Source organism: Vagococcus luciliae (assembly GCF_024637875.1).
In the GTDB taxonomy this organism is placed as follows: domain Bacteria; phylum Bacillota; class Bacilli; order Lactobacillales; family Vagococcaceae; genus Vagococcus; species Vagococcus luciliae.
This window is the reverse complement of record NZ_CP102451.1, coordinates 2,088,107-2,100,685: the sequence shown is the minus strand read 5'-3', so window position 1 is coordinate 2,100,685 and position 12,579 is coordinate 2,088,107. Positions and strand designations below refer to the sequence as shown.

10 protein-coding genes are annotated in these 12,579 nt (G+C 32.3%); 9 read left to right on the top strand and 1 reads right to left on the bottom strand.

Annotation, left to right across the window (positions count from 1 at the left end; all coding sequences use genetic code 11):
• Nucleotides 1-296: 296 nt before the first annotated feature.
• From G314FT_RS10210 to G314FT_RS10170, 9 genes are all read left to right on the top strand, one after another.
• Nucleotides 297-1,199 (top strand): AEC family transporter, encoded by a 903-nt coding sequence (locus G314FT_RS10210; RefSeq protein ID WP_257702567.1) that lies wholly within the window; start codon nucleotides 297-299, stop codon nucleotides 1,197-1,199.
• 77 nt (nucleotides 1,200-1,276) lie between these two features.
• Nucleotides 1,277-1,789 carry a GNAT family N-acetyltransferase gene (locus G314FT_RS10205; RefSeq protein WP_257701317.1) on the top strand — a complete coding sequence of 171 codons (513 nt, stop codon included), beginning with the start codon at nucleotides 1,277-1,279 and terminating at the stop codon, nucleotides 1,787-1,789.
• A gap of 90 nt (nucleotides 1,790-1,879) precedes the next feature.
• The gene (locus G314FT_RS10200; protein ID WP_257701315.1) at nucleotides 1,880-3,190 is read left to right on the top strand and encodes an FAD-dependent oxidoreductase; all 1,311 of its coding nucleotides are present in this window, start codon (nucleotides 1,880-1,882) and stop codon (nucleotides 3,188-3,190) included.
• Entirely contained in the window at nucleotides 3,180-4,673 is a 1,494-nt protein-coding gene (locus G314FT_RS10195; RefSeq protein WP_257701314.1) for a helix-turn-helix domain-containing protein, read from the top strand. The genes G314FT_RS10200 and G314FT_RS10195 overlap by 11 nt, the downstream gene beginning before the upstream one ends.
• A 152-nt stretch (nucleotides 4,674-4,825) precedes the next feature.
• Nucleotides 4,826-6,331, top strand: coding sequence for a glycerol kinase GlpK (glpK, locus tag G314FT_RS10190; RefSeq protein ID WP_257701313.1), 1,506 nt, complete (start codon nucleotides 4,826-4,828; stop codon nucleotides 6,329-6,331).
• Between the two features lie 17 nt (nucleotides 6,332-6,348).
• Complete coding sequence (gene glpO / locus G314FT_RS10185; RefSeq protein WP_257701312.1) at nucleotides 6,349-8,175, top strand: type 1 glycerol-3-phosphate oxidase; 1,827 nt, start codon at nucleotides 6,349-6,351, stop codon at nucleotides 8,173-8,175.
• Between the two features lie 10 nt (nucleotides 8,176-8,185).
• Nucleotides 8,186-8,905: an MIP/aquaporin family protein gene (locus G314FT_RS10180; protein WP_257701311.1), complete on the top strand. Its 720-nt coding sequence runs from the start codon at nucleotides 8,186-8,188 to the stop codon at nucleotides 8,903-8,905.
• Between the two features lie 191 nt (nucleotides 8,906-9,096).
• Nucleotides 9,097-10,623, top strand: a complete 1,527-nt coding sequence (locus tag G314FT_RS10175; RefSeq protein WP_257701309.1) for a glucosaminidase domain-containing protein — start codon at nucleotides 9,097-9,099, stop codon at nucleotides 10,621-10,623.
• Nucleotides 10,624-10,733: 110 nt separating this feature from the next.
• Entirely contained in the window at nucleotides 10,734-11,027 is a 294-nt protein-coding gene (locus G314FT_RS10170; protein ID WP_257701308.1) for a hypothetical protein, read from the top strand.
• Nucleotides 11,028-11,072: 45 nt separating this feature from the next.
• On the opposite strand, the gene glmL is transcribed toward G314FT_RS10170, so the two are convergent.
• The gene (gene glmL, locus G314FT_RS10165) at nucleotides 11,073-12,455 is read right to left on the bottom strand and encodes a methylaspartate mutase accessory protein GlmL (protein ID WP_257701306.1); all 1,383 of its coding nucleotides are present in this window, start codon (nucleotides 12,453-12,455) and stop codon (nucleotides 11,073-11,075) included.
• Nucleotides 12,456-12,579 lie beyond the last annotated feature (124 nt).

Sequence of the window (12,579 nt, the reverse complement as noted above, 5' to 3'; positions counted from 1 at the left end):
ACTTAATAAGTCATTGATATGAACAAAGATCTAGGTAATTATCTAGGTCTTTTTTATTATTATTTAGAGATGTTATAAGGTATAAAGATAGTATGTTGGTACAACATTATTAGATTTATCAACTTTTTCTTTTTGTTTCTATCTATCTTATTAACCCACAAATAAAAAAATAATTGAATGTAAGCCTATTCTTTATAAAGTCCACATTGACAGTGTTTTAAGTGAGCTATAAAATAAGTTCAGACGTTTAGTAAGTAAGGGTGTAACGTCAAGAATTGGGGGAAAATAAGTTGGGAATGACTGTGTTCAATGAAACAATCGTATTGATTTTTTTTATGTTTGTCGGTGTCTGGTTAAATAAACGGGGGAAATATTCACCAGGAGCCAATATTTATATTGGTTATTTACTGACAACAGTTGCTTTACCTGCAGCCATTATTAATAGTTTTCAAGTGGATAAAAGTGATAAGTTATTAATTATGATGAAACAAACGGCTATTTATACATTTATTATGATTGTGGCAACATTACTTATTACGTATTTAATTGCAACTTTATTTAAGAAAAAAGAGATGTTACGAAGTTTGTGGGTAGTAAGTTTAACTTTCTCTAATATCTTATTTATTGGTATTCCTATTGTTGGGAAACTTTATGGAGAAGTTGGATTGATTGTATTAGTTGTTTGCAATACTGTAACAAGTCTGTTTTTATTCACTGTAGGAATTATGTTTTTATCAAATAGCCGAGAAATTCGAATTAGAAGTATCCTAACAACTCCGGCAATTTTAGCAGCTGTAGTTGGTTTTTTATTGTTTATGATAGGTATTAAGTTACCAAAGCCAATTCATACGTTTAATGTTGATTTGTCTATTATGACAGCTTCTTTATCAATGATTATCAATGGTAGTTTATTTTCTCAAGTTAAACTAAAAGAATTGTTTTTAGATAAAGATAATTTGTTATTTTTATTTGTTCGAGCAATTATTATACCAATTATTTTTATTCCAGTATTGAAATTCTTTATCGTAGATCCAATTATTTTAGGTGTTTTAGTGCTTCTTGCTTCAATGCCAGTGGGTTCACTGGATGCTATTTTGGCAGAAGAATACGCTGGTGAAGGAACAAAAGTATCACAATATATTGCATTGACAACTGTCACAAGTATGGTAACATTACCAATTATTATGTCATTAATATAAACGAAAAAAGTATCTGAGAGGATACTTTTTTTGTTTATATGGTATAATTTTTAAAACTGAATGTGGAGGAAAAAGAAGTGATTTATACACGATTAGCCAAAAGAGAAGATGTTCCACAAATTATGACAATTATTGAAGAGGCAAAAGAGGTATTGAGGAAAACAGGAAGTCCTCAATGGCAAGAAGGTAAGCCTGATGAGTCATTAATTTATTCAGACATAGAAGAAAATTATGGTTATGTGTTAGTTTATAATAACGATGTTGTAGGATACTTGGCGATGATTAATCAAGAAGATAAAGACTATAGCATATTAGATAACTGGATACAAACTAATGATTATGTTGTGATACATCGGGTAGCCATTTCTTCAAACTATCAAGGAAAAGGACTAGCCTCTTATTTCTTTTCCAATAGTATTAGTATTGCACTAAGTCAAGGGTACCAATCTGTTAGAATTGATACACATCGAATGAACAAAACGATGCAAAATTTATTGGAAAAATTTAATTTTGCGTATAGAGGGCTAGTACTTGTTGATTCAACTATAGATAGAGAACGATTAGCCTATGAATTAGTTATGACATCATAAAATAAAAGATTGTTAATTGAGATAAAAATTTGCTAAAATCGATTGATGATGTCAATCAATCGATTTTTTACGGGAATAGGGGGTGTTTAAATGAATGTGACAATAGTTGGAGGGTCTTTTGCTGGCGTTTATTGTGCCATAAAAGTGAAAGAATTATATCCTTCATTTGATGTATTACTAATTGAAAAAAAGGAAAAGATAGGATACATCCCAAGTGGTTTATCTATGTTATTAAACGGTGAAATTGATACTTTAGATGAAGCCTATTTCATGACAAAAGAGGAACTTGAAAAAAGTGGTATCATAGTGTTAACTTCTACAGAAGTGACATCATATGATTTATCGAATAAAATGATTCAAACTTCTAATGGCATTAAACTATTTGATAAATTGGTATTGGCAACTGGTTCTTCACAAAAATCATCGAAGATGTTTGATGAATTTAGTGATATCAAAACATATAAAGATAGAGAATCAGCGGAAATCACTTTAAAATCTCTTACTGAAGTACAAGAAGTTGTTGTCATAGGGGCTGGACAGGCTGGTATGGAATTAGCAAGCGGATTAATTCATCATGGAAAAACGGTTCATGTGATTGAAACGATGGATTATCCTTTGTATAAATATTTTGATAAAGATTTTTTGGAATCGTTTTATACTACAACAGGAAAAATTGAAGGCTTGACGTTTTACTTTAATGAAACTGTCAAGCAAATTGACGACTCAATACTTCTTTTTTCTAGTGGAAATGCTATAGACATTAAAGAGAAACTAGTGTTAAGCGCTAACAGTGTGAGACCAGAGTTATCTATTTTTGATAATCAATTAAAATCTAATAGCGATAATACTATTTTCGTAGATGATTATCTAGAAACATCTGTTAAAGACGTGTTTGCTGTAGGAGACTTGATTCAAGTGCCAAGCTTTATTTTTCAAACTAATGTGTACGCACCTCTGATTGTTAATGCTGTTCAGACAAGCTTAACTTGTGCTAAAAATATGATAGAAAAAAAAGAAATACTCAGACCAATGTTGAAGACGATTGGTGTAAAGTTATTTGATTATTATTTAGCTAGTACAGGATTAATGGAGTCAGAGGCTTTTTTATATGATGAGAGAGTCAAAAGTGTCATGATGACGTTACCTATATCAACTATTTATAAAAAAGATGTTACAGTGAAACTAGTATATAATGCCTTAACGTATCATTTGTTAGGCGTTCAACTTATTTCGAAAGAGCCTGTACTAGATAAAATTAATACCTTCGCCTTAATGATTAAAGAAAAAATAGATATTAGGACATTAAATCAACTACCGCATTTTTATCATGCAGTCTTTGCAAATACATCTCTGAGTTTCGGCGATGCGTTTGGAAAAGGAGATGACTTGAGTGAAATTTGAGGATCTACTTGAAAAAAAAGAGGCAAAGCAGTTAATGTTGTTAAAGCATTTGCTATTAAAGGATAGCATGTCACAAATCAGTACATTAGCAAAAGAACTTGATATTACAAAATCATCTCTTGAAACATACATCGCTGATTTAGTTTGGATTAATGATGAATACAAAGGACTAGCAACCTTAACTTATGATGGATACTTGGTGTCTTTAGAGTTAGCTCCAAGTTTTTCATTAGAAATGATTGAACTTAACTTATATAAACAGTCAATCAAGTATCAAATTATGAATTATTTATATCATCACTTTGATTACTCAACAGCAGCCTTAACAACACGCATTGGTATTAGTGAGTCCACTCTTTTTAGAAAAATAAAAGAATTAAATATCTTATTAAAAGAATTTAGATTAACTATTTGGCAAGGAAAGTTGATTGGAGAAGAAAGTCAGATACGATATTTTTACTATTGTTTTTATTGGTATTTAGATAATTACGCACAAAAAGATATTCCCTTCAAGCAACAATCATTAATTCAGGCAATTCAGAGGGGATTGGGTGTCTCTTTTTCAGAAGAAAACATGAAACGAATCAATTTGTGGCTACTTATCTCCAAAAAAAGAATTAGTTTTATGTCACCTATTTACACAGAATTAAAAGAAAAAATGATTCCTTATGAACAAGATTATTTGTTTTTAGAGCTAAAATCGATTGTATTACGTCTGTTGGGACATTATGCTGTTGAGGTAGATGAAGAAGAAGCTATGATTCATTTTAGTTTTCTTATGAGTTTTCAAGTACTATCTCAGCAAGACTACCATCAGTATGCCATTATTAGATCAAAATTTACACCTGTGGGATTAGTTGATACGTATATTTTAGAATCTTTGATATTATATTATGCACCACTTAAATTATCTCACCAATTAGAAAGTCAAATTAATTACTATTTATCTCGTATTCATTCAAGATTATACTTTTTTTATGGAATGATTGAATCTTTATCTAGAGAGTATATTTTAGAAACGGAGAAAGAATGGTCAGGACATGTTATTTATCCTTTAGTTGAGAACTTATTCGACTCAGTTGAAGGTGACTATGTTGGGTTTTCAAGCGAGAACAATGCTCAGCTGATTGCTTATTCTAAATTACAATATTTACATGTCATAGCTTTAATCGATAGTCAGATTAATAAAAATGTTAAAATAGGTGTGAAATTACTATTAGAGGATGTTTACCAGGAAGTGTCCACTACACGATTAATAAAAAAAATTAATTGTTTAAATGGAGTTAGTTGTAGTAAATATAAAGATAATCAATCTTTTGATTTAGTTATTACTAACAAACCATTGACGCATATCAATACTGAAGTATATTTACTTTCAGAATTAGGGACAAGCTATGATATGGCTCATATTATACAACTCATTAGGAACATATCAACTCGTAAAATGAAAAAAGATATGACTGTTAAAAAAATTCAATTATAATTGGTATAACTCATGTTTGGTATAGAGATAACTTGAAACAGTCAATAATTTTTAAAATTAAATAATTATTGACTGTTTGTATTATCAAAAAAAAGGTAGAATGAATTTATCAAAAAGAAAACGCTATCTTAAGTGTTTGGGAGGAATTATCAATGACAGAAAAATCTTATATTATGGCGATAGACCAAGGAACAACAAGTTCTAGAGCAATTATTTTTGATAAAGCAGGAAATAGCGTAGGTAGTTCTCAAAAAGAATTTACTCAAATTTTTCCTGAATCTGGTTGGGTAGAACACAATGCAAATGAGATTTGGAATTCAGTACAGTCCGTTATTGCCGGTGCGTTAATCGAGTCAGGCGTTCGTCCAACGCAAATTAAAGGTATAGGTATTACAAATCAACGTGAAACAACAGTCATTTGGGATAGAAAAACAGGTAAACCAATATATAATGCCGTTGTATGGCAATCAAGACAATCTGCACCATTAGCTGAAAAATTAAATGAAGACGGTTACGCAGATATGATTCATAAAAAAACTGGTTTAGTCGTTGATGCTTACTTCTCAGCTACAAAAGTTCGTTGGATTTTAGATCATGTAGATGGTGCTCAAGAACGTGCAGAAAAAGGTGAATTAGCTTTTGGAACAATTGATACATGGTTATTATGGAAGTTAACAAACGGAGCAACTCACGTAACAGATTACTCAAATGCTGCTAGAACAATGATGTATAACATTCATGACTTAGAGTGGGATGACGAAATCTTAGAATTATTAAACATTCCAAAATCATTATTACCAGAAGTAAAAAGTAACTCAGAAATTTACGGTTATACTCAAAGTTTCCACTTCTATGGTAGTGAAGTGCCAATCGCTGGTATGGCAGGGGACCAACAAGCAGCACTGTTTGGTCAATTAGCATTTGAAGAAGGATCAATTAAAAACACTTATGGAACTGGTGCATTTATCGTCATGAACACTGGTGAAAAACCTCAATTATCCGACAACAAATTATTAACAACAATTGGTTACGGTATTAATGGAAAAGTTTATTATGCATTAGAAGGTAGTATTTTTGTTGCTGGATCAGCTGTTCAATGGTTAAGAGATGGGTTACGTATGATTGAATCATCTGCAGAATCAGAACAATTAGCGAATGATTCAACAAGTGATAACAGTGTATATGTCGTACCAGCCTTTACAGGATTAGGTGCACCATACTGGGATCCAGATGCTAGAGGAGCAGTGTTTGGTTTAACACGAGGCACAACAAAAGAAGATTTTGTTAAAGCAACGCTACAAGCCATTGCATATCAATCAAAAGATGTTATTGACACGATGCAAAAAGATGCTGGTGTGAAAATTCCGTTAATTAAAGTGGATGGTGGAGCGGCAAACAATAATTCTTTATTACAATTCCAAGCAGATATATTGGATATAAATGTTCAACGTGCTTCAAATCTTGAAACAACAGCATTAGGTGCTGCTTACTTAGCTGGTTTAGCAGTTGGCTTCTGGAAAGACTTAGATGAATTAAGAGAATTTACCCAAGAAGGTGAGATCTTTACTCCTAAAATGGGTGAGGAAGAACGTACTGAGTTGTATGAAGGATGGAAAGAAGCAGTCAAAGCAACACAAATGTTTAAGAGAATTAAATAATATAAGGACTGATGACAATGAGTTTTTCTTTAAAAACAAGACAAGAAAGTATTAATTATTTAAAAAATCATCCGGTTGATGTATTAATTATTGGTGGCGGTATTACAGGAGCGGGTCTGGCTTTACAGACCGCTGCTTCTGGTATGAGTACCGCATTAGTTGAGATGCAAGATTTTGCTGAAGGAACATCTTCACGTTCGACTAAACTAGTACATGGAGGTATCAGATACCTTAAAACATTTGATGTTGAAGTGGTATCTGATACAGTGAGTGAACGGGCAAATGTCCAAAAAATAGCTCCTCATATCCCAAAGCCTAATCCAATGTTATTACCAATCTATGATGAACCAAACAATACATTTTCTCTATTTTCTTTAAAAGTAGCAATGGATTTATATGATAATTTAGCACACGTTACCGGAACAAAATATGAAAATCGTGTACTAACAAAAGAAGAAGTATTGGAAGTTAGCCCTCATTTAAATCAAGACAAACTTCTTGGTGGTGGCATTTATCTTGACTTTAAAAATAATGATGCCAGATTAGTGATAGAAAATATTAAAAAAGCACATGAAGATGGAGCTCATTTATTAAGCAAAACGAAAGTGATAGGATTGATTTATGATAATCATCATAAAATATCAGGTGTCCATGTAGAAGATGTGTTAACAGGTGAAACGTATGAAATTCACGCAAATATTGTGGTAAATACAACTGGACCATGGAGTGATACTATTCGTGGACTATCAAAAGATCAGACTGTGACAAACCAAATGAGACCAACTAAAGGGGTTCATTTAGTGGTTGATTATGATAAGTTACCTGTGACACAACCAGTCTATTTTGATACAGGATTATCTGATGGTCGAATGGTCTTTGTCATACCAAGAGAGAATAAAACGTATTTCGGCACAACAGATACCGATTATACAGGAGATTTGATGCACCCAACAGTGACACAAGAAGATGTTGATTATTTGTTAAAAGTTGTTAATAATCGTTTCCCTAAACGAGATATTACACTAGAAGATATTGAAGCAAGTTGGGCAGGATTGAGACCGCTTTTATCTGGAAATGCTGGTTCAGATTATAATGGTGGATCAAAAGCATCGTTGTCAGATGAAAGTTTAGAGTTAGTCATTCGATCTGTAAAAGATTTTGAAGCAGGGATAGGGTCAAAAGAATCCATTGAACAGACCATCAAAAAAGCTAAGACAAGTAGTGGTGAAAAAGAGGTATCTGCTTCTTCTGTGTCACGTGGAAGTAGCTTAGATGTGACAAAAGATGGATTAGTGACATTAGCAGGTGGAAAGATTACCGATTATCGCTTGATGGCAGAAGGAGCATTAAATTTGATTGCTTCAATTTTAAAAGAAAACTTTGGTAGAGAGTATCATTTGGTTGACTCTAAGAGTTATCCTGTCTCAGGTGGAGAATTTGATCCAACAAAAGTCGAAGAAATGACTGAAGTATTTACAAAATTAGCTATAGAACAAGGCTTGAGTAAAGAAGAAGCTAGTGATTTAGCTAATCTTTATGGAGCAAATATAAATAAAGTCTTGTCATATGATAAAGTTGATTTTATGGGATTAACAAAAGCAGAATCGATGAGTTTAATGTATGCGCTTGAAGAAGAGATGACATTAACGCCAGTTGATTATGTGTTAAGACGTACAAATTATTTATTATTTAAACGTGATCGATTAGAGAAGATAAAAGAGGCTATTATAAATGCTATGTCTCAATATTTTGAGTGGACACAAGAAGAAGTGAGCAATTATACAAAAGAATTAGATAATGCAATGTCAGAATCATTTTTATCAGACTTGAAAATAGAAGGGTGAGTTAAATATAATGGACGCAACGAGTTTACAAATTTTTAGTGAGTTTTTAGGAACATTGATTTTGGTATTACTTGGTGATGGTGTAGTAGCTGCTGTTAGTTTAAATAAGAGTAAAGCTCAAGGAGCTGGATGGGTAGCTGTAACATTAGGATGGGGAGCAGCTGTAACGATCGCAGTTTATATTTCTGGATTTATGGGACCGGCTCATTTAAATCCCGCTGTGACATTAGGATTAGCAATAGTAGGTGATTTTTCTTGGAATTTAGTGGCACCATTCTTTATCGCACAAGTTTTAGGTGGTATAGTAGGAGCAATTTTAGTTTGGATTACTTATTTACCACATTTTGAAGCAACAAAAGATGAAGCAGCTATTCTTGGAACATTTGCAACAGGACCAGCGATTCGTAATTATACATCAAATGTTGTGACTGAAGCAATTGGAACATTTGTTTTAGTGTTTGGTTTGTTAGCATTTGGACAAAATACATTTGCAGATGGATTCAATCCAGTTGTTGTTGGAATATTAATTTTATCACTTGGCCTGTCTCTAGGAGGTCCGACAGGATATGCAATTAATCCAGCTCGTGATTTGGGTCCACGTATTGCACATCAAATGTTGCCAATCAAAAATAAAGGTGAGTCTGATTGGTCATATTCTTGGGTACCAGTTGTAGGGCCATTAGTGGGTGGCGCGTTAGCTGCAGCTGTGTGGATGATGATACCACTATAGTAAATTATTCATTAAAAAAGCTACTAAAGTGATGCATGTCACTTAGTAGCTTTTTTATTGTAATAATGATGCTTTTAGTGTTATTAACTTGTTTTTTTTAAATAAATAAATGATAATACAATCAAAGCTATTATCTTAGTAGTAACTTAAATGTAGTACCAATAAAAATAAATTATTAAGGGGAACGAAAAATGAAAAAAATTGCACCATACTTGCTTGTATCGACATTAATATGTCAAAGTTTATCTGTTGGGATCTTATCAGATGCAGTAGATGTATCAACTCAAACAGATAGTAATGTATCACAACTAAAATCTATTGAAGAAATAGACCAATCAGTAGAGAGAGTTTCTGAAAATGAAACAAATGGCATAAGTGAAAATATACCTAATGACACCCAGGCGACAGAAGAAAAACCAGAAGAAAAACCAGAAGAAAAACCGGAACAAAAACCAGAACAAAAGCCAGAACAAAAGCCGGAACAAAAACCAGAACAAAAGCCAGAAGAAAAACCGGAACAAAAACCAGAACAAAAGCCGGAACAAAAACCAGAACAAAAGCCGGAACAAAAACCAGAACAAAAACCAGAACAAAAACCAGAACAAAAACCAGAACAAAAACCAGAACAAAAGCCGGAACAAAAACCGGAACAAAAACCGGAACAAAAACCAGAGCAAAAACCAGTTGTTAGTTATCCTGCTCAGTCAGAAGCTACTTATTTTAGTGATGCCAGTCAAATAACTAGTAATAAAGAAAATTCACCAATTCATTTTTCAGTCACAAAAACAACACAAGAGTTCATTAATGAGATAGGTGAATATGCTAGAAAAATTGGTCAAGAATATGACTTATATGCTTCAGTCATGATTGCACAAGCTATTTTAGAATCTGGAAGTGGTCAAAGCTCTTTATCAGCTTATCCAAATTATAATTTATTTGGCATAAAAGGCGAATATAAGGGTGAATCAGCTTCTTTTTATACATTAGAAGATAATGGTTCTGGTCAATTATATGGTATTCAAGCAAAATTTAGAAAATACCCTTCAACAAAAGAATCTCTTGAAGATTATGCAAAATTAATGAAGTCAGGACTAGCATCTAATGAAAACTTTTATAAAGGAGTCAGTAAAAAGGAAGCTAAGTCATATAAAGAAGCAACTGCTTTTTTAACAGGAAAATATGCGACAGATACACGTTATGATGAAAAATTAAATTCTTTAATTGAAACATATGATTTAACTTATTTTGATCAAGCAGTGAAAAAAGGTAAGCGTGTAACAAAACATAATAAACAAGTAGATACTTATGAAATTATGAATCCAGAATCAAAGAAAAAAGCCATCTTTACATTACCATTGGATGAAAAATACATTATTTCAAGCCCATTTGGACAAAGGGGAAGTGAACATCATGATGGAATCGATTTAGCTATTGCTGCTAATACACCTGTACTTGCTTCTAGTGATGGTGTGGTTGTTGGAACAGGATTTGATCCGTCTGCAGGAAATTATGTGATTATCAAACATTTAAATGATTTATACACAAATTATTTCCATTTAAATTCAATTAGTGTGTCTCTTGGAGAAAAAGTAACAAGTGGCAATATTGTTGGATTAGTTGGTAGCACTGGAAATTCAACAGGAAGTCATTTACATTTTGGGATAAGTACAGATATGTGGAAACATTATTTAAACCCAACATCATATTTTGATTTTTAATTAAATGTGAATAGATAGCCGTTTTTTATAGGTTATCATTTTCAATTTTGACTAAATAGTAGTAGACTAACCATGTAATAATAAATGTGCTATTTTAGGAGGAGATTTATATGACAAACTATGATAAGAAAGAAGAAAAAGTATTAGATGATATTGCTAAAGTAATGGAAAAATTAGACAAATACTTAGATGAAGAAGTTAGTTTAGAAGATACTCCTGATAAAAAACGTGAAATTAAAAAATGGTATGTTCAACGTAGAGCATTACATGAGATTAAACGTCTATTGCATGATGTTGATAAATATGATAAGTATGAAGCAAAAGAATTAGAACAGTTTGAAAAAGATTTTGAAGGATTAGGATTAGATGTAGAAACAGTTGCGTTTATCACTAATTACTTCTAAAAAGAAAATGAGAATCCCCCGAGAAGCTATTCTCGGAGGATTTTTTTAGTTTAATTTAGTAAGATATTTCATCGCAATGTTAAAAGCTAAATCTTTATCCACTGTTGATAATAACCCTATTGCTGAAAGTATATATGCTTTATCTAAGTATAAAGAACTTTGTTCAGGTGTTAAGAGAGTCTTATTAGTTGGTGAAAGAGCAGCTGATAAAACATCCTCAGGGTGATCATTGTGAACAAGAATTCCACCTGTACCAATAATTGTCGTGAAGAGCCGTAAATCCTTGCCATATTGATGATAAATCTTACGAGAAGGTGTTTGCTCTTTTACATAGTAGCCAGCATGGCGACTAATCGCTGTTTTAATAGCGATTTTTGCAATAGTATTATCTATGATTTTTTCTTCTATAGTATCAGCAATGTATTCAGGATGTTGACTTCTAAAATGACATTTTTCTTTAATCGTTTCCTCATCAAAAGAAGTATAAGTAGCAAATGACTGATAAGAGGTACTTTCTAATAAACTAGTAGCAGAGTAACGCATTCCTAAATCTCCTTCGACAGTTCTCTTACTAAAGGGTTCTTCTAATCCATCAAATTGGACGTTTGTTTGTTGTTTTTTGCCGCTACCAATGGAGTGGATATCCGTCGTGGCTCCACCTACATCAACAATAAGGATATTTCCAAAACCTTTATTTTTTTTTGTTCCTTTTGATAAAAGCTCTGCAGCATATAAAACAGAGGAGGGGGTAGGAATAATGTCGTTAGATAATGTAGCTTGTATGTCACCCATTCCTTTTGCTTTCACGATATTATGAATGAATATTTGGCGTAATATTTGTCTAGTTGGTCCAGCATTTAGTTGATTGATTTGCGGCATTACATTTTCTGTTAAATAGAAATTAACACAAAATTGTTTGAAAATCGCTTTTAATTCCGGATAAGTTTCTTCATTTCCGGCTACTAAGATAGGTATGTCTAATGAAAGTTCGGTTAATAATTTAGCGTCTTTTAAAATATTTTTTTCATTTCCTCCATTTGTTCCCCCACTTAAAAGGATAACGTCTGGTTGAAGTTGTTCTATTTCTTCTATATCATGAGGCTTTAATCCATAACTGTAGACTTTTAACACTCTAGTACCAGCACCTAAAGCCGCTCGTTTAGCAGCTTCTGCGGTTAAAGTAGGAGATAAACCGATAGCGATCATTTTAAACCCTCCCTTAGCTGAGGAACAAGCTAATACTTTATCTATATGAGGTTTGTTAACACCAGAAAACAAATCGTTATAGGCTTGGTTGTATCCATCTAATACATTTGTTTTAACTGTTGTATAGGCTTTGCTAGTTGCAATAATGTCTTGTTTCACATCATCAATCGCAGTCAATTTAGTGTAGGTACTTCCAAAATCTGCTAGTAAATATATCGCCATTTTTACCACCTCTAAAAATATTTTTTTGTTATTTAATTATTTTTTTAACACAATTTTTTTATCTAATAATCGTCAAAATCCTTTTTTAAACACGATGAAATTTTAATGAGTAAAACTAGAATAA

Coding starts and splice junctions, on each gene's coding strand:
- G314FT_RS10210 (WP_257702567.1), top strand. CDS start 297: ATGACTGTGTTCAATGAAACAATCGTATTGATTTTTTTTATGTTTGTC.
- G314FT_RS10200 (WP_257701315.1), top strand. CDS start 1,880: ATGAATGTGACAATAGTTGGAGGGTCTTTTGCTGGCGTTTATTGTGCC.
- glpK (WP_257701313.1), top strand. CDS start 4,826: ATGACAGAAAAATCTTATATTATGGCGATAGACCAAGGAACAACAAGT.
- glpO (WP_257701312.1), top strand. CDS start 6,349: ATGAGTTTTTCTTTAAAAACAAGACAAGAAAGTATTAATTATTTAAAA.
- G314FT_RS10180 (WP_257701311.1), top strand. CDS start 8,186: ATGGACGCAACGAGTTTACAAATTTTTAGTGAGTTTTTAGGAACATTG.
- G314FT_RS10175 (WP_257701309.1), top strand. CDS start 9,097: ATGAAAAAAATTGCACCATACTTGCTTGTATCGACATTAATATGTCAA.
- G314FT_RS10170 (WP_257701308.1), top strand. CDS start 10,734: ATGACAAACTATGATAAGAAAGAAGAAAAAGTATTAGATGATATTGCT.
- glmL (WP_257701306.1), bottom strand. CDS start 12,455: ATGGCGATATATTTACTAGCAGATTTTGGAAGTACCTACACTAAATTG.